The organism is Streptomyces mesophilus (genome assembly GCF_040300965.1).
GTDB classification, from domain to species: domain Bacteria; phylum Actinomycetota; class Actinomycetes; order Streptomycetales; family Streptomycetaceae; genus Streptomyces; species Streptomyces mesophilus_A.
The window spans coordinates 35,536-51,730 of the sequence record NZ_JBEPEW010000032.1; the positions used below are offsets into that span (position 1 = coordinate 35,536).

Genomic DNA, 16,195 nt, shown 5'->3' on the forward strand with positions numbered 1-16,195 from the left:
CGCCTTCAGGCTGGGTACGCGTTGAGCTGCGGGGTGAGGCGGTCTTCCATGCGGTACGCCTCGTCTTCGTGGGCCTTGAGCTGCCGCTCGTAGCGGCGCTCGTCGCGGCGGAGCATGGGCTCGAGGCCGTAGCTGTCGCGCAGACCGGCGAGGATCAGGTCGGTGATGCCGGGGCGGGTGAACTGCATGGCGTGCACGAGCTCGTGCACAAGGGTCGGGGCGACCTGGTTGCCGTGGTTGACCTTGCGGGCGTTCAGCAGCACCAGGACGGCGCCCTTGGGAGCGAGGACGGCCTTGCCGAAGACGCTCCGGTCGGCCCAGCGCATTTCGCGCTCGGCCTGTGTGCGGGCCTTCGGTGTGACCGTGCCGCCGAGGAGCGCGATCTCGGTCTGGACGGAGAGCTCGGTCAAGCCCTGCGGGGTGGTGAGCACGATGTTCGTACGCGGCAGCCGGCCGCGCACGCTGCGCCGTACCAACTCGGCGGCGGACGGCGCCACATGCTGGATCTCGCGCAGTATGTGCCGGTGCCCGAACAGGCGGTGTGCGGTGACCTTCACGACGATCTCCTTTGCGGGGACGGGTTAGAGGTCGAACAGGGCATCCGCCGGGGCGAGCTCAGTGCGCTGTGAGCGGCGGGCGGCGTTGCGGGTCTGGTTGAAGCAACCGGGGCACCACGCCATGAGCTCGGCGGGCGGCAGGGCCGCCGCCGCGACCGGCGACATGAGCGGGTCGGCGGGCGCGGCCATCAGGCGCACCGGGCCGTGGCGTTTGGCGATGTAGCCGTCGTGCTTGTGCGGGCAACGGCCCTCGCTCTTGGCGTGCGGCTGGCCGCACTGCCCGGTGCACTCGCATCGCGAATCCGCCGCCTGCATGACAGCGTTGAACAGGGCCGCGCCGACGATGGGTTCGCTCATGCCGCCACCGCCTGAAGCGTGGGAAGCGGCAGGCCGTAGCCGGTCAGCTCCACCACCACGCCCTCGAAGACGGCGTAGCCCTTGAGTGCCATGCAGGTGGTGAGGTCCTTGAGCTTGATCTCGCTCGGGCTGATGCCGAGCGCCTGGCGCCACTGCTCGAAGTCGCCAAGCCTGCGGTGCAGGCTGACCTCGATGCCGTCGAAGGCGCCCAGCGGCCCGACAACGGTGGTGATCTCCAAGCGGGCCACCGGAAGGTGCCCGAACCACTCCGCGAGGGCGACCAGCGCGTTGATGGCACTCATCTGGTCGTTCAGGGTCTTCGCGCTCATGCCGCATCTCCTTCGGCCATCGGGGGGTTGAGGCGGAACCGGGCTGCCTCGGCACGCTCGGCCTGCAAGGTGTCGCGCAGCTCCCGGGCGGGCTTGGAGCCGATCCGGAGCTCCTTGCGCAGGGCCTCGGCGTTCAGGTCCGCATCGGTCCACTCGGCGGTGAGCTTGCGGGCCTCGGCCAGCAACTCCGTCTGCGACCGCGGCGCCTTCGGCCCTTTAGGGGGCCGTGGGCCGCGCTTGCGCGACTCCTTCGGGGCCTGCTCGATGGGCGGCTCGGGATCGGCCGGCGGGCGCGGGAGTGGTTCGCTTGCAGGGGCGAGCTCGCCGAGCTTGAGCAGCACGCGTTCGGGGCGCGGAGTCTTCAAGCGCCACCAGAACCCGCGCCGCTCGCGCAGCTCGGCGCGGGCCATCTGCCGCTCGCGCTCCCGGCGCAACGCCTCCGGATAGGAGGTGATCTCCCACAAGGTCATGCGGCGCCACAGGCCGAACGTGGAGATGGGAGCGAGCAGCCAGCGCGAGAATCGGACTTTCTCCATACGGCGGCCGGTGGCGACACCGATCCGGACGGCGTAGATGTGGGCGCCAATCTCGGAGAACACCACCCACAGCAGCGGCATCGTGCCGTGCGCGAGCTTGGCCATCGGCCCGTGCCCGGCCGCGATGTTGAGGCCGCAGGTGACCAGGGTCAGGGCCCAGGGCACGAACCGCACCCAGGCGAGCGCCATGTCCATCCGGATCAGCAGCAGGTTGGCCAGGGTGAACGCCGGGATGGCCAAGTCGATACCGACCGGCAGCATCCACGGAGCGCCAAAGCCCCAGCCTGCGGCGGCCGTTGAAACCGAGTCGTAGGACATGATCAGACCCAGTGCGCCGACCCCGGCCGCCGCGGCGGCCCCGACTCCGGCCAGGCCCATCTCCGGACGCGTCAGCGGCGGAACCGCCGCGTGCGTTTCGATGTGCTCGCTGCTCATGCGGCACCCCCCGCCCGACGGTCCATCGCATCCCGCAGCAGGTGCAGCTCAGCGACGGTTGCCGCGATGGAGTCGCTGGGCACGGGCCCCTCGCCGGACGAAGCGAGGGCGAAGTAGTAGCTCGCCTCATCGACGATGTGGACCTGCACAGGCTCGGTGAGCGTCCAGCGCCAACCGGCCCAGTCCGCCACCCGGTCCGCCCACACCGCGATGGGAGCACGGAGCGGGCCCGGCAGGCGCACCAGGACGTAGAAGGCGAGGTGCGCGAGCCAGTCACGCAGCGCGGCACGCATCACGCCACCGCCTTCAGCACGCTGTGGAGACGGGCCTTACCCATGCGCAGGGTGCCGCCGATGAGCGGCGCCAGGTGCAGCAGCCTGTCAGCGTGCTCGGCGGTGGTCTCGGCGGCGACCTTGGTGACGCGGTCGTACAAGGCGGGGTCGTCGGCGAGGATGTCGCGCGCCGCGTCCTGGCGGGCGGCACGCTCGGCGTCGCTCTCGCCGTCCACGCCGAGCCACAGCTCCAGCGGTGTGCCCAGGGCCAGTTCGAGGGCGTCGCCGAGGGTGACGACCTGGTGGCCGTTGATGAAGTTCTTCATGGCGGTGTTCTCCAAATCTCGAAGTAGAGGTGGGGGTGCGGGGAGAGCCCGGGGCGGCGGCAGTGTCCTTGCACGGGAGGACCGCCGCCCCGGGGGAAGCGAGATGGGTCAGACGGTGGAGATGACCAGCGCGGCCACGAACAGCCAGAGGTGGTGAAAGGACTGGTCAAGGGCGTAGGCGCCAGTGCCGAGGCTGGGGTTGTCGCCCATGCCGTTACGTTGGGCGCCAAGCCGGTAGAAGCCACCCAGCCCGAGGGCCGAAGCGAGTCGCGCGAGGGTGGTGCGGCGGTCGGCCCACCAGTGCGTGACGGCGTCGATAGCGAGTCCGAGCAGCATGCCGAGCACCGACACGTTCAGCTCGAGCAGCGCCACCACCGGGAGCAGCAGTACGAGCTTCGTTGCGGTCAGGGTGGCGACGTGCTTGGCGTCCGCGAGGCGGCCGGCCCAGCCGGGCAGGCCCTTGTGCGCGGACTGATGCGAGGTCTGCACCCAGTGATCACCCACGCTGTGCGCGACGAACAGGGCCGCGAACACCGCGGCGAAGACCGAGGCGCTCTGCGCGGTCACGACCACTGACCGCGCTCGTCGCGGGACTGCACGAGCTGAAGGGCCATGCGCGGGAAGTCCGCCACGCTGTCGAGGTCGGCGAAGGTCACGCCGTACTTGGCGGCTCCTTCGAGCATCTGGTGCAGCACCGCCGCACCATCTGCGATCTGTGCCGAGGTGGGGCGACAGGCGGGGGCGAACTGTGCAGCAGCAGAGGCGATGCGCTGAGCGATGGCGTCAAGCTGTTCCTGGTTCATGGGGTTCCCCCTGGTGGATGTGGAGTTGCGGGGCGGTCCCGGCTCCCTGCCACCCCGGCCGTAAGCCCAGCCCCGAAAGGCTGGCGGACGGACGGAGGAGGCAGCCGGCGCGGCGTAGGCAACCGCGAGGCCGGAGGAAGCGGACCGGGGACGGGAGTTGCGCCGCTGCCGAGCCGGTCCACCACGGCAGCGCCCGAAGATGCCATCGGCTCACGACCGACCCCCTCACAGGTGAAGGGACGCGGCTTTCACCGGCACGCCACTGCCGCGGCGTACCGGCCCCGAGCCGGGAAGATCGGGTGCGTCATCGTCACTGCTCTGACGCCAGCAGGGCGGCGCGCATCAGGTGGCGCCCAAGGGGCTGTCCTCCACGCAATGAAGGCGTGATCCCCAAGAACGTTCTCCAGAGCTGACACGCGGGACAGGACAAGTTGCCTGCCACGAAGTGGCCGCCAACGGCCATCACCCGGGCCATGCGGAGACGGGATTCGAACCCCGTCAAGACAACTCACTGTTCAGTTCTCAAACATCCATCGCTTCCTTCGAGCCCTTCTCAGGGAGCTCTCCGGGCGTTGATGCAGTACCTGTTTTACAGGTACTGCATCGGGGTGCGTCAAGTGCGCCGCCGGAACTTCTTGGCTTCGCACCGAGGACTTCTTGATGCACCATCAGCATCGGTGCAGGTCAGGGGACTTGGTCACCCAATGCATGGACAGCTCAGGTTCATCTGGCTACCGTCAAGAGCTCCCTAGACGTCCCCTCGGGGGTGGAGATGTCCAACGAGCGACTGCGTTCAGCCCTCCTGGCGCAGAACATGACGGTTCAGCAGCTCGCGGAAGAGATCCAGGTCAACCCGAAGACGGTCGAGCGCTGGATTACGCAGGGGAAGGTCCCTTACCGGCGTCATCAGTACGCCACGGCGTCCGTGCTGCGCGTCGATGTGATGACGCTGTGGGATGACACGCGCTCACTCGACAGCGTCACCGACCTGTCCAAAGCGGAGATCGTCACGGTCTATCCACACCGCCACGTCGTACCGACCGACCTGTGGCGAGAGATGTGCGAGCGGGCCCGAGAGCGCATCGACATCCTCGTGTACGCAGGCATCGGGCTGGCGGAGGACCCACGCTTCCTGACGGTTCTCAAGGCCAAGTCGAAGGACGTGCCCATACGCGTCCTCATGGGCGACCCAACCTGCGAGGCCGTGATCCGACGCGGCATCGACGAGGGCCACCGCATCATGGACGGCAAGATCCGCAACGCACTGTTCAACTACCGCCCGCTGTTCACCAGTCATCCGGAGATCACATTCCGACTGCATGACACCGTGCTGTACAACTCGATCTACCGTGTGGATGACGAGATGCTGGTCAACACGCATGTGTACGGCATCGGCGCCTACATGGCTCCGGTCCTCCACTTACGGCGACTCCCTGGGGGCGGGCTGTTCGACACCTTCGCCAATAGCCTCCATCAGACCTGGGAAGGCGCAAGGCCAGTGACCGACGCAGACATCACAGGAGCGTGAGCCATGGGACGTATCGATTACCTGCACGATCCGGATGCCCCGCCGGCCAACTCGGTCGTCCCCTCTGTGGTGGCCTTCGTGCAGAACGAGGCGGGCCAGGTGCTGATGATCCGGCGGTCCGATAACGGCCGTTGGGCGCTGCCGGGTGGCGGACACGATGTGGGGGAGTCCATCAGCGACACCGTCGTACGTGAGGTGTGGGAAGAGACGGGCATCAAGACCGAAGTCATCGAGATGTCCGGCATCTACACCGACCCGGGCCACGTGATGCAGTACGACGATGGCGAGATCCGTCAGCAGTTCAGCATCTGCTTCCGCGCGCGACCGATCGGCGGCGAGCTGCGTACGAGCAACGAGACGACGGAGGTCCGCTGGGTAGACCCAGCGGACCTGTCGAAGCTCGACGTCCACCCCACCATGCGGTTGCGCATCGAGCACGGGATGGACCGGACGCGGCAGGCGCCCTACATCGGCTGACGCTTAGCCGCGGTGAGTTGCTCGAGCACGCGCGAGGTGCATGCGAGGATCTCCGGCTCGGCCCGGCGGATGAATGTGCCGATCAGGCTGTCTGGGCCGTACCGCCCGGCGATCTCGTTGATCCGGTCGATCGGGTTGGTCGATGTGCCGCCCGGCGTGGTGTTCATGTCGCAGTAGCAGAGCGCGTCGTTCAGCTGCTCGCTTTCACGAGGGAACTCGGCTTCCAACTCCGCACGCAGTCCGCGAGCTTCGGCTTCCATCCACGCACAGGAGTGGTGGGCGACGAGATTGATGATTCGCGGGTCGGCGTGCGCTACGTCCCGGAGATATCGGGCCCCGTCCAGCGGGTGCAGGCCCGTCTTGACCAAGTCCGGCGAGTAACCGATGTCATGGAGCACGGCGGCAGCCTCCAACAGCTCGGCGTCTCGTCCGAGGATGAGCGCGATGGACCGCGCTCGCTGGGCTACCCCGCGGGAGTGCTCCCACCGTCGGGGCAACGGCTCGGCGAGCAGCGACTTGGCGAGGTCGTAGGCCCATTCCGTGAGGTTCGACAAGCTAAGACCGCCCCTTTCGATTCGGCACGGTCCGGACGGTCCGCACCCTGCCCTGCCCGGTGCTCGCCAGAACGCCAGCGGCTTCCAGTTTGTCGAGCGCCTTGGTCACGGTGGGACGCGAGACCCCGAATCGATCGGCCAGAGCGGACGCGCTGTGGAAGGCGTCCCCCTCTTTGAGCCCGTCCTCCGCGACGACGTCGACGATGCGTTCATGGAGAGGGCGGCGGTCCACGTGCTCGCCTGCCCGTACAACACGCCACCGTCCACCTGGTACGGGCTCGGCAACGCCCTCCTGCCGGAGTACTTCAAACGCCCGGAGGACAACCCCGCGCGAGACCCCGTGGCGCTTCATGAGGTCGGCGACCGCCGGCAGCTTCTCCATCTCCGGATTCCGTGCGACCAGAGCCTGCACTTCCGCCGCGATCTCCAGGAAAGTCCCCCGTGGGCTCACCTGCTGCGTCACTCGCTCACCCCTCCTGCCGGATCCAGACAAGTCATGAGAGTCAAGGGTGGCACGCCCAGACTCTTGCTGGTTGGTCGCCTCCACTGCTTCCCTTCTCTGACGACACAAGGCGGCTAGTCTCGAGGGTGCTCGATCGACGATCGTTGAGCTTATTCAGCGGTGACGCTTCAGGGTGGGAAGCAGCCTGCGAAGCAGATGGTGCCCCCGCAATAATTTTCGCAGGGGCACCATTGACCGGTTAGAGCCTCACGGCTATTGCCCGGTGAGCATGCTTCCAGGTTCCGCGGAACGCCGCTACACTCCGGGCTCTTCTTCGTAGAGTTCTCCGGTGAAATGCCCCTTCACCCATTGGATTCGCGTCGGCCTGAAGCCGGTTCCTGCGTGAAAGTATTCTTCCACTGTTGCCCGAATGACCGGAAGGGGCAATGCGCTGATCCGGTTAAAATAGGTAGGGCAATCCGGATCAGCCAGGACTCGAGGGTCCGACTCTGGCGGGCTCGGGTTCAGTGAGACCCACGGATGGCTAGCGACATCAACGCCAGCCGATTCACTTATCCGCTGGGCGAGTTGGCCATCGCAGTACCATAGGACACCGCCGTACCCTACGGAATGGTCAACGCTAATCGAAAGCACATTATCTGGCACCGACATCGCGTTATACGGGACCCGAACTCCATCGACGACTTGAAGGGCGACATCTACGAAGGGGGCGGAGTTGGGGTGTGGGGAGAAAACCTTGTCAAGGTACTGGCACATCTCCCTTTCGGTGCCCAAGTACAGGGGGTCTCGCCCGAGTACCTTCAGTGTCATGGAGACGTCACCCTAATTCCTCGCAAAACAACCTTCCCTCCGGGGTAGTACACAGTCAGTGTCGAGCCGAGCGGGAGGATCTGCGCTACCGCCATCTCGCAGTTCATCGCCTTACTGCATACGCCGCGATTGTTATTGATTGCGACTACTGCATGCTGTATTCCATTCTGCTGCATCCAGACCGCATACTTGGTTTCCACGTGGGAGGCTGGGGGGTACTTGGCCTTACCTGGTGGGAACCCTGGCTTTCCGCGCAGCATCCTTTGCGCCTCAACAAAAAGCGGATCGTCGTAGGAATTACCTTCGCCATCATACCACTTCTCACCGCTTTTCAGTTGCTCAATACCTGGCGGCAGATCAGGGATTGGATTTCCATCGGCGTCGAACAGTTCCCCGACGGTCCTGTCGCCAGCATTCCACCCGGGGAGGCGGTCGAGGATCTTCCGCATTTTGCTGCAAAGATCATCACTGCTTGCCGCTGCTCGCTGCACTGCGCCTGTAGCGCAGGCGACAGCCTTACGGGTGGCGCGCCAATTCTTGAGCCAGTCGACGGCGTCGTCGATTGCCTTGCCGACGAGTTTGGCTTTGCCTACTGGAGTAGCGCCGACGACGGCCATGATGCAGCCAGCGGCCGTTGGTTTATCGATGCAGGCCTGAATGTCGGCCATGCTCGACATGTCCCAGACGAGACCCTTGATGTTGCTGGGCTTCGTGAACCATTGCACGGTCCGCCCCCACAGCGTCGCGCACATTGGGGGAAGAGGGACCCAAGGGTGCTGGTAGCAGCGCTCCTTGGGTTTTTCTTGGGATTTCCGATCTTCTTCTGCGGCCTTGCGTTGGGCCTCCATTTCCTGCTCGGCCAGTTCGCGGGTTTTCGTCCAGGCGGCCGCGGCCTCCCTGGCGGCCTGCTCCGCAGTCATACCTGCGGCGAGAGCAGACTCGAGGGCCGCGTCGGCGGAGTCCTGGGCTCTGCGTGCCGAGTCGCGGGCGTAGGAGGCAGAGAATTCGGCATCTGCAGCCGAGTCCGCCGCTGCGTCGGCATCTGCATCGGCGCGGTTGGCAGCATTGCGTGCAGTGGCTGCCGAGGCGGCTGCGTCGGCTGCACTTTGTTCTGCGTCATCCGCGGAGGCATCGGCTTGGTCCGCATAGCCCTTGGCATCGGCGGCGGACTTGTCTGCCCTGGCCTTGGCGTCGTTTGCCTCGTCAGCGGCGTTGCGGGCAAGCGCTGCGGCTTGGGCGGCTTTCCAGGCGTTCTCATGGGCTTTGGCCTGGATCAGGTCGCCCTGGTGCAGAAGACCTGCGACCTGATGGATGTGGGTGGTGGCGAGGTCGTCTTTGCGTTGGGCGGTGTACTGGCCGGTGGTGACGAATTCGTGGATCAGCTCGGGCGGGCCGGCGAGTGCGATCTCGGCGGCCGCCTTGACCTCGGGGCCGCCGTGAGTGGCCCGTTCGGCGGTGACGACCTTCTCATCGTTGAGTCGCTGATCGTACTGACCGATGTGCAGGAATGACGCGAGCGCCTTGCCGGTGCCGTCGGCAAGCGCGGCTTCAGCTGCCTTCTGAACGCCTGGGCCGCCGGTGTTGGTCAGTCGGGTGACCTCGACACTCATGTCGATTCGGCCGGCGTCGTACTGTCCGGTGGTGTAGAAGGCCTCGATCTGCTCCTGTGTGCCCTTGAGCGCTTCAGCTGCTGCCGTGCGCACGGGTTCATACGGGCTTTGGGTGCTCAGGGCGACAACGCGCTCGCGCACGTCGCTGTGGTTGGCCTCTTTCCACCGGGTGCGCAGGTAGTCGAGAACATCCTGGTCAGTTCCCGACAACGCGCGGGCGGCCGCCTCTCGATGCCAGGGACCGAGCAACTTCAGGGCTTGCATCGCCAGTTCGCGGCCCTTGTCCGCGGTCGCTGCGATGTCGACGTCGGGGCGGGCGGCCTCCACAGCGAGCTCTGCGGCTTTCCCATCCAGCGACAAGGCCTTGACCTGCTCAGCTGCGGATGTGGAGATCTCCGCTTCCGACTTGGTCTTCTGCGATCGCGCTCGTTCAACCGCCGCGTCCCTGCGCGTCTCCAGGTTGGCGGCCTCGGTCTCCCGCGCCAGAGCGAAGACGTCCTTGGCCTTGTTCACGGCAGCCGTTGAAGCGTCAGCCGCAACCTTTGCCGCATCGGCGTTCTTCTGCGCTGTTGCGGCGTATCTGGTGGCGTCACCGGCGTACTTGGCGGCGTCTTCGGCGTAATCAGCGGCCTTGTCCGCGTGCCCTGCGGCCGAGTTGGCGGCGTCACGAGCCCCATAGGCAGCGGTGGCCGCGCGGCGCGCCAGAGCGGCCGAGCGGTCAGCCGCGCGGTCGGCAGCATCGGCGTGACGACGCGCCTCGGCAGCCGCCAGGCGCGCCTCCTCGGAGTGCGCGCCTGCGGCGTCCGCGTGTGTGTTTGCCTCCTCGGCGGCATCTGCCGCCGCGCGTGCGTTGTCAGAGGCGCCCTTGGCCGCATCCGAGGCAACGGCAGCGGCGGCGGACGCTATGCCGGCGTTCTCCGCTGCGACAGCGGACTTGCGGGCTGCATCGGCTGCGGCACGGGCCTCAACCGCTGCCGCGTTGGCCTCGTCCGCGTTGCCCTCGTCCTTGGCAGCGGCGATCGCCGCATTATGTGCCTTATTCGCGGCATCCGATGCAAGACCAGCGGCCGATGCAGTCTGCGCGGCAGCGATCGCAGCACGCCAGGCCGCACGGCTTGCAGCATCCGCAGCACCGATGGCTTCCTGGGCCGCTTCCGCCGCACCGCGCGCCGCATCGGCGGCCTGCTTGGACTTGATGGCGGCCGTCTTCGAGTCGTCCTTGGCCGCCTCGGCCTCGTCAGCGGCCTTGACCGCTGCCTCCCTGGCCAAGTCGGACGCCTTGACGGCCTTCGCGGAAGCTTCCTGTGCCTCCTTCGTAGCGTCTTCGGCCTGCTTGCCTGCCTGTTCGGCCTGCTTGATCAAGTCTGCGATCGAAGCATGCTCCGTGTCCCTGTCGCGGGCAATGAACTGCCCGATGTTCAGGAACTCGAAGATGTCCTCAGGCGTGCCCTCCAACGCAACTTCCGCGGCCGCCTGCACATTTGGACCCCCCGATGTGGCCAGCCGGGTCACCTCGACGAGGTTGTCCTGCTCTTCCGCCTCGGAGTAACCCGTCGAAAGGAACAGCTCGCGATCGTCGTAGGTGCCCTTGAGAGCGGCTTCGCCTGCCTCCCGCACACCCCGGCCGCCGCTATTGATCATGCGGACGATGTCGACCTTGCGGTCCTCGTCCAACGGGGCCTCGAAGCCGTCGAAGAGAAACTGCTCCAGCTCGGCAGGCGATTTTGTAAGGGCAGTCTCGGCTTCCTCCCGAAGACCGCGACCACCCGTCATTACCAGCCGAACGGTCTCGACAAGGTTGTCCGAATGCTGGATGGCCGGAGCATCCTCAAAGAACTTCTGAATCGCCGTGTCATCGCCCAACAGGGCCTGCTCCGCGGCCGCTTGAAGGCCAGGGCCACCGGTTTCCCAGTACGCGACGATCTGGGCGCGAAGGTCTGCGGAGGACGCCGCAGGCGCCTCGGCGGCCACAGCCGCCGGCGCACCGAGCAATCCCGACAGCATGACCGCAGAGAGTAGAGCCCGAAGTCCCATTCTTCTTGCGGAAAATCTGTGCAACGGTCTCGAGCCAGAGGCCCGACCATGTATTCGCCGTTTCACTCGGCGACCCCTCCTTCAATATTCGGAAAGGCCCAGCCGGTCATAGCGCAGCGGCAACGAAATGGACAGAAAGAACCCTGTGAATTCGTTCGACAAGCAAGGAATCGGACGTCCCATTGCTGTATCCGCGCTTGGCTGGAGCCGCCCGAGCGTACACCGCACATTCTGCTGGCCGACGCCTGCCACGTGCACTAACTCTAGTTCAAGCGGGGGCAGTTCCAGGTGATCCCGAATCGTTACCTGCGACTACTTGCCCCACTTGGGGTCGAGTGTCGCCATTGTCTGCAAGCCCGTCTTCGGCCCTATCTGTCAGGCTTTGAAGCCGCTCTCGACAAGTAAAGATCAACCCCTCGGATGACGGGTGGTAAATGGTTGTACTACACCCCTGAATTCCCGTGTGGCATGAGTCACATCCCCCGAGTTGCTCGCACTTGAAGGCGTGATTGACTTCGCTTCAAAAATTGGCGGGACCAACACCCCCGCCCCATGCGAAAGGTGCAAAGCGGTGCTCTCGCGCAAACTTCTATTTCTTGGCGTGTCCTCAGCCCTGGTCGTCGCAGCTACGTCCTTCGGTGTGGCGCAGGCTGGCACCAGCAACGGTGCGTCGGCGGCTGAAGTGGCCGAAATGCCTGTCGCGGTAGAGGACTTCAACTACCCAGGCGCGGCCAAGATCCAGGAGGAGACTGGCGCCATCCTGAAGCGAGGCGACGGTCACCTCATCATGACGGCCTGCGACGGAACCGAGGACATCCTTATCCGTGCCCGCCCCCTCGTGGGGCAGAACGAGTTCTGCTTCGACGTCACGGCCAAGCCGGCCTTCCTCACCCTTGAGATCCCCGAGGCGTACTCCATCCGTCCCGAGACCGACACGGTGGAGACCACCATCAAGGGCCGCGACAGCGGTACGGAAACCGTCTTTGATGCAGTTCCCAACAAGACCACAGGTTTCGGCGAGTCTGGCAGCACCGGTGAGGTCAGCACTCTCATCGAACTACGCGTCAACAGCTGATCCTTGGCGGGCTGCTGTCTTCGCCGGGCCCTGCGTCACCAACCTCGGGATGTAGTAGGCAGGCCCGCCGTCAGAGGGGGCACGCTCCTTCTGTATGGCAGGCAGCAGGTACGCCGTCACTCAGCATGCATCCGTCGCTCCTGCATCTGTTACCGCGGTTACATCGAGGGTAATCAAGGGCCTCAGGCTTCGCTGGTTCTACGTCCGTGCGACCGGCACCGACGGCTACATGCCGACGAAGTCGCGGAGACGTCCGTCCTCTTCCACCGCAGCCGCAGGCCGCCCTCCTGAATTCGAGCGCGGTCTCAACAGGTGAGTTGCGGCGATGGGCCACTATCGAGCCACCGGCGACCCAAGTGCGGGTTACCGGTCGGGAATCAGATCAAGGAACTTGAACGTGTCTAAGTCTCGTCCGCGCATAGTGTTGATGGCTGCCGCGCTCGCGGCCGCCGTCGGCTCCGGCGTCCTCGCCGGCTACTCTGCCCAGGCCGTCGTGGGCGTCCCTGCCACGGGTGCCGATTTCGCTTTTACCGCTCGCCTTTCCATTGGCGATGGCGAGCGCGCCTGTTCAGGCGCGCTGGTGGATCCGCAGTGGGTTCTGACCGCAGCGAGCTGCTTCGCTGCTGACCCGCAGGCCGGCTTCGACATACCGGCAGGCGTCCCGGCCAAGGCCACCACGGTCACCGTGGGCACTGCTGCGGGTACTGCCATTCCGGTGACTGAGCTCGTGCCTCGCACCGACCGGGATGTGGTGATGGCCAAACTTGCCACCCCTGTAGGCGACATCCCTCCAGTCGTCGTCGGCAGCACAGCCCCGACCGCTGGTGAGCAACTACGGGTCGCCGGATTCGGGCGCACCAAGACGGAGTGGGCACCGTCGGGGCTTCATACTGCCGCCTTCGGTGTGGACTCTGCCGACGCGACCACGCTTGCCATCTCGGGCAAGAGCGCCACCGACGCGATCTGTGCGGGTGACACCGGCGGTCCCGCTCTGCGCGAGAAGGACGGCAAGGTCGAGCTCGTCGCTCTCAACACCCGTTCCTGGCAGGGCGGGTGCTTCGGATCCGAGGAGACCCGCACCGGCGCCTTGGAAACCCGCGTCGATGACATCGGCAGCTGGATCCGGCAGATTCGAGCCCTCCCGCAGGAGTCCCAGACCACCTCGGGGGACTTCAACGGCGACGGCAAGGAAGACATCGCCGCGTTCTACAACAACGGAACAGCTGCGGACGGGAAGAAGCTCTCCTCCCTCTACATATTCACGAGCACCGGTTCCGGGTTCAAGGCGCCGGTGAAGGCGTGGACCAGTACGGGCAGCTTCAGCTGGGACGCCAGCAAGCTGACCTCGGGCGACTACACCGGCGACGGCAAGGCCGACGTCGGCATCCTGTACGACGGTGGGACCGTTGACGGGAAGAGCACCACCTCGCTCTACACGTTCACGAGCACTGGTTCCGGGTTCAAGGCGCCGGTGAAGGCGTGGACCAGCCCGGGCAACTTCAGCTGGGACGCCAGCAAGGTCACCTCGGGCGACTACACCGGCGACGGCAAGGCCGACGTCGGCATCCTGTACAACGGTGGGACCGTTGACGGGAAGAGCACCACCTCGCTGTTCACCCTCAGCAGCTCCGGCACCGGCTTCAACGCCGCGGTAAAGGCGTGGACCAGCCCGGGCAACTTCAGCTGGGATGCCAGCAAGGTCACCTCGGGCGACTACACCGGCGACGGCAAGGCCGACGTCGGCATCCTGTACAACGGTGGGACCGTTGACGGGAAGAGCACCACCTCGCTGTTCACCCTCAGCAGCTCCGGCACCGGCTTCAACGCCGCAGTAAAGGAGTGGACCAGTAGCGGCAGCTTCAGCTGGGACGCCAGCAAGCTGACCTCGGGCGACTACACCGGCGACAAGAAGGCCGACGTCGGCATCCTGTACGACAACGGCACCGCCACGGACGGCAAGAAGCTCTCCTCGCTGTTCACGTTCACCAGCACCGGAACCGGCTTCAACGCACCGGCCAAGCAGTGGGCCAGCACCGGCAGCTTCAGCTGGGACGCCAGCAAGCTGACCTCGGGCGACTACACCGGCGACAAGAAGGCCGACGTCGGCATCCTGTACGACAACGGCACAACGGCTGACGGCCGCAAGGTCGATTCCCTGTTCACATTCACCAGCACCGGCCCCGCGATCAACGCACCGGTCAAGCAGTGGCAGGACAGCGTCAACTAGCGCCCGAACACAGCATGGAGGATGACAGTCAGGGTGTAGAGCCTGCGCTCACAGGGGGTCGGCTACCCCCGGAACACCTAAAACCGTCGCCCTCACCCGCAGCACCGAGCAGCACAAAGCAGCACTCGGTTCGCATTGGTGACAACGGTTCTGTCCTGCGACCCTCTTGGGGCGTGGGGCAGAACCGTGAAGTTTCTGTCGGTCGCGAGCAACTGGAGACGGAGGCCTCTTTGCCTGACTGGCCGTACCGACCAGGCTGCATTGCCTCACCGGTGGACCTGCGATTTCAGCGTGCGCTTACTGCAGGGAGTGAGCTGGGAGTGGATCAAGGAAACTGCACCAGGCAGCACCGACATTGACCAACGCACGCCAATGCCTTGACCTGCACAAATAGAGAAGCGTGCACGTCGCGGATCTCGTCCTACCGAATTGTGGTCCAGGTGGCCGCGGGTTCAAGTCCCGTCACTCACCCTGATGGATCGGGGCCCGGTTCGCGCAAGCGGACCGGGCCCCGATCTTTTTCGTGCGTGCGGCTGTCCGGGGTGATCAGCGCAGCCGCAGTACGAGGTGGAGTGTGCTCTCCGCCACGATGCCGTAGTCGGCCAGGGTGCGTCCGTCCTCCAGCTGCTTGCCCGCGAAGATCAGGCGCTGCTGGTCCGGCGGAATGCCTTCGCTGTCCTGGATCAGCGCCTTGACCTGCTCGACCGTGGAGCCGAGCTCGGTGCACACGGTGATCGTCTTGCCCGTGAGGGTCTTGATATGGATGGGCACCAGCTCCTGCTCGGCGTCGCCGCCGATGCTGATGCCGATGCTCACCGCGGCGCGCGGCTCGCAGGCGTTCGGCTCTGCTGAGACCGCGGACGCGGGAGACGCCACCGCAAGGCCCATGGCGGCGAGGCTCGCGGCGGTCACGGCGATACGCAGGATCATGAAGTCCCTTTCGTGGACGGGCCTCCAGCGTGCGACGAGATCGCAGCCGCCACATCCGGAGCCCGGCCAATCGTGTCCCCTGGTCCCCCACCCGCCGCACGCCGCACGCCGGGCCCCGGTGTCCCCGCCGGCCACGCGCTACGGGCTCGGAGCCTCGCCTGCGAGGTGCTGCCCGCCGCCCCACGACGGACCCCAGGCCGGGTCGTGCCAGGGACCGCTCGTCAAGCCGGCGAGGAGACGGCGCGCGGTGTGCGGGGCCGTGGCGGGTGGTGTGCCCGTCGCGGTCAGGGCGGCCGTGAGGCGGGGCGGTGCCTCGGCGGGTACGTGCGGTTCGTCGAGGAGGGGCAGCAGCAACAGGAGCCGGGCGTGCGGGTCCCGGGCTCCGGCGGCGTCGAGCGCGGGGGCGTCCGCGATCCTGACGATTTCCGTCCACGGCAGTCCGGGTCCCACTCGCTCCCCTTCCCACTGAGCGAACTGCTGGGCGTGCGGCCGGCCCGGATACGTGGCCAAGAAGTCGATGCCCTCGTCCCCCTCGAGGTTCCGGTACACGACCACCACGCCGGACCCGTCCGCCGCCCGCACCCGGAACACCGGCCAGCGCTCGGGGTCGCACAGGGTCTCCTGGAGCTCATCGACGTCGGCGCCGTCGTCACCGAACCACTCGGGAACAGGCCGCTCCGCGCCGGGCGCGCGGGGGCACAGCCCGAGCAGGTGGGTCGACCAGAAGCCCGGCCGCTTCAGGAGCGGTTCACCAGCTGTCAGCGGCCCGCCCTCGTATCCCTTGATGCGCATGTCCGCAGCCTGCCATCGGCGACTGACAACGCCCGTGCGGGATTGCCGACTTCGATCGCTCGACAACCCCGCACGGGGCG

Annotated in this window: 18 protein-coding genes; 4 read left to right on the forward strand and 14 right to left on the reverse strand. The window is 66.2% G+C overall.

All coding sequences use genetic code 11. The features are described 5' to 3' along the window. Window positions 1-5: 5 nt before the first annotated feature. From ABT367_RS14575 to ABT367_RS14610, 8 genes are all read right to left on the reverse strand, one after another. A complete protein-coding gene (locus tag ABT367_RS14575) occupies window positions 6-557 on the reverse strand; it encodes a hypothetical protein (RefSeq protein WP_352253153.1) in 552 nt (183 codons plus the stop codon). A gap of 24 nt (window positions 558-581) precedes the next feature. After that, a complete protein-coding gene (locus ABT367_RS14580; RefSeq protein WP_352253155.1) occupies window positions 582-914 on the reverse strand; it encodes a hypothetical protein in 333 nt (110 codons plus the stop codon). Then, on the reverse strand, window positions 911-1,243 hold the full coding sequence (locus ABT367_RS14585) for a hypothetical protein (protein ID WP_352253157.1): 333 nt from the start codon (window positions 1,241-1,243) through the stop codon (window positions 911-913). The genes ABT367_RS14580 and ABT367_RS14585 overlap by 4 nt, the downstream gene beginning before the upstream one ends. Beyond that, window positions 1,240-2,214: a DUF2637 domain-containing protein gene (locus tag ABT367_RS14590; RefSeq protein WP_352253159.1), complete on the reverse strand. Its 975-nt coding sequence runs from the start codon at window positions 2,212-2,214 to the stop codon at window positions 1,240-1,242. Before ABT367_RS14590 ends, ABT367_RS14585 begins: the two co-directional genes overlap by 4 nt. After that, window positions 2,211-2,507 (reverse strand): hypothetical protein, encoded by a 297-nt coding sequence (locus ABT367_RS14595; RefSeq protein ID WP_352253161.1) that lies wholly within the window; start codon window positions 2,505-2,507, stop codon window positions 2,211-2,213. Before ABT367_RS14595 ends, ABT367_RS14590 begins: the two co-directional genes overlap by 4 nt. Continuing rightward, a complete protein-coding gene (locus ABT367_RS14600; protein WP_352253163.1) occupies window positions 2,507-2,812 on the reverse strand; it encodes a hypothetical protein in 306 nt (101 codons plus the stop codon). Before ABT367_RS14600 ends, ABT367_RS14595 begins: the two co-directional genes overlap by 1 nt. 108 nt (window positions 2,813-2,920) lie before the next feature. Further along, window positions 2,921-3,379, reverse strand: a complete 459-nt coding sequence (locus tag ABT367_RS14605; protein ID WP_352253165.1) for a transcriptional regulator — start codon at window positions 3,377-3,379, stop codon at window positions 2,921-2,923. Next, on the reverse strand, window positions 3,376-3,615 hold the full coding sequence (locus ABT367_RS14610; protein ID WP_352253167.1) for a hypothetical protein: 240 nt from the start codon (window positions 3,613-3,615) through the stop codon (window positions 3,376-3,378). The genes ABT367_RS14605 and ABT367_RS14610 overlap by 4 nt, the downstream gene beginning before the upstream one ends. Before the next feature lie 772 nt (window positions 3,616-4,387). Here ABT367_RS14610 and ABT367_RS14615 point away from each other — a divergent pair. Continuing rightward, complete coding sequence (locus ABT367_RS14615; protein ID WP_352253169.1) at window positions 4,388-5,143, forward strand: helix-turn-helix transcriptional regulator; 756 nt, start codon at window positions 4,388-4,390, stop codon at window positions 5,141-5,143. 3 nt (window positions 5,144-5,146) lie between these two features. Next, window positions 5,147-5,620 (forward strand): NUDIX hydrolase, encoded by a 474-nt coding sequence (locus tag ABT367_RS14620; RefSeq protein ID WP_352253171.1) that lies wholly within the window; start codon window positions 5,147-5,149, stop codon window positions 5,618-5,620. Here the strand turns inward: ABT367_RS14620 and ABT367_RS14625 are convergent. From ABT367_RS14625 to ABT367_RS14640, 4 genes are all read right to left on the reverse strand, one after another. Further along, window positions 5,608-6,174 (reverse strand): HD domain-containing protein, encoded by a 567-nt coding sequence (locus ABT367_RS14625; protein WP_352253173.1) that lies wholly within the window; start codon window positions 6,172-6,174, stop codon window positions 5,608-5,610. The two genes, ABT367_RS14620 and ABT367_RS14625, sit on opposite strands and share 13 nt — an antisense overlap. Before the next feature lies 1 nt (window position 6,175). Further along, window positions 6,176-6,637 (reverse strand): GntR family transcriptional regulator, encoded by a 462-nt coding sequence (locus tag ABT367_RS14630; RefSeq protein ID WP_352253175.1) that lies wholly within the window; start codon window positions 6,635-6,637, stop codon window positions 6,176-6,178. Between the two features lie 294 nt (window positions 6,638-6,931). Next, entirely contained in the window at window positions 6,932-7,447 is a 516-nt protein-coding gene (locus tag ABT367_RS14635; RefSeq protein WP_352253177.1) for an Imm1 family immunity protein, read from the reverse strand. Further along, window positions 7,444-11,061, reverse strand: coding sequence for a DddA-like double-stranded DNA deaminase toxin (locus tag ABT367_RS14640; RefSeq protein WP_352253179.1), 3,618 nt, complete (start codon window positions 11,059-11,061; stop codon window positions 7,444-7,446). Before ABT367_RS14640 ends, ABT367_RS14635 begins: the two co-directional genes overlap by 4 nt. Window positions 11,062-11,662: 601 nt before the next feature. Between ABT367_RS14640 and ABT367_RS14645 the strand changes: the two genes are divergently transcribed. Next, window positions 11,663-12,166: a hypothetical protein gene (locus tag ABT367_RS14645; protein ID WP_352253181.1), complete on the forward strand. Its 504-nt coding sequence runs from the start codon at window positions 11,663-11,665 to the stop codon at window positions 12,164-12,166. A gap of 325 nt (window positions 12,167-12,491) precedes the next feature. Continuing rightward, complete coding sequence (locus tag ABT367_RS14650) at window positions 12,492-14,393, forward strand: FG-GAP-like repeat-containing protein (RefSeq protein WP_352253183.1); 1,902 nt, start codon at window positions 12,492-12,494, stop codon at window positions 14,391-14,393. Window positions 14,394-14,939: 546 nt separating this feature from the next. Here ABT367_RS14650 and ABT367_RS14655 read toward each other — a convergent pair. Both ABT367_RS14655 and ABT367_RS14660 read right to left on the reverse strand, forming a co-directional pair. Continuing rightward, window positions 14,940-15,323, reverse strand: coding sequence for a ubiquitin-like protein (locus tag ABT367_RS14655; RefSeq protein WP_352253185.1), 384 nt, complete (start codon window positions 15,321-15,323; stop codon window positions 14,940-14,942). Window positions 15,324-15,461: 138 nt separating this feature from the next. Beyond that, window positions 15,462-16,115 carry a hypothetical protein gene (locus tag ABT367_RS14660; protein ID WP_352253187.1) on the reverse strand — a complete coding sequence of 218 codons (654 nt, stop codon included), beginning with the start codon at window positions 16,113-16,115 and terminating at the stop codon, window positions 15,462-15,464. Between the last annotated feature and the right edge of the window lie 80 nt (window positions 16,116-16,195).

Coding starts and splice junctions, on each gene's coding strand:
- ABT367_RS14620 (WP_352253171.1), top strand. CDS start 5,147: ATGGGACGTATCGATTACCTGCACGATCCGGATGCCCCGCCGGCCAAC.
- ABT367_RS14650 (WP_352253183.1), top strand. CDS start 12,492: ATGGGCCACTATCGAGCCACCGGCGACCCAAGTGCGGGTTACCGGTCG.
- ABT367_RS14595 (WP_352253161.1), bottom strand. CDS start 2,507: ATGCGTGCCGCGCTGCGTGACTGGCTCGCGCACCTCGCCTTCTACGTC.
- ABT367_RS14585 (WP_352253157.1), bottom strand. CDS start 1,243: ATGAGCGCGAAGACCCTGAACGACCAGATGAGTGCCATCAACGCGCTG.
- ABT367_RS14590 (WP_352253159.1), bottom strand. CDS start 2,214: ATGAGCAGCGAGCACATCGAAACGCACGCGGCGGTTCCGCCGCTGACG.
- ABT367_RS14655 (WP_352253185.1), bottom strand. CDS start 15,323: ATGATCCTGCGTATCGCCGTGACCGCCGCGAGCCTCGCCGCCATGGGC.
- ABT367_RS14580 (WP_352253155.1), bottom strand. CDS start 914: ATGAGCGAACCCATCGTCGGCGCGGCCCTGTTCAACGCTGTCATGCAG.
- ABT367_RS14635 (WP_352253177.1), bottom strand. CDS start 7,447: ATGACACTGAAGGTACTCGGGCGAGACCCCCTGTACTTGGGCACCGAA.
- ABT367_RS14640 (WP_352253179.1), bottom strand. CDS start 11,061: ATGCTGTCGGGATTGCTCGGTGCGCCGGCGGCTGTGGCCGCCGAGGCG.
- ABT367_RS14600 (WP_352253163.1), bottom strand. CDS start 2,812: ATGAAGAACTTCATCAACGGCCACCAGGTCGTCACCCTCGGCGACGCC.
- ABT367_RS14660 (WP_352253187.1), bottom strand. CDS start 16,115: ATGCGCATCAAGGGATACGAGGGCGGGCCGCTGACAGCTGGTGAACCG.
- ABT367_RS14615 (WP_352253169.1), top strand. CDS start 4,388: ATGTCCAACGAGCGACTGCGTTCAGCCCTCCTGGCGCAGAACATGACG.
- ABT367_RS14610 (WP_352253167.1), bottom strand. CDS start 3,615: ATGAACCAGGAACAGCTTGACGCCATCGCTCAGCGCATCGCCTCTGCT.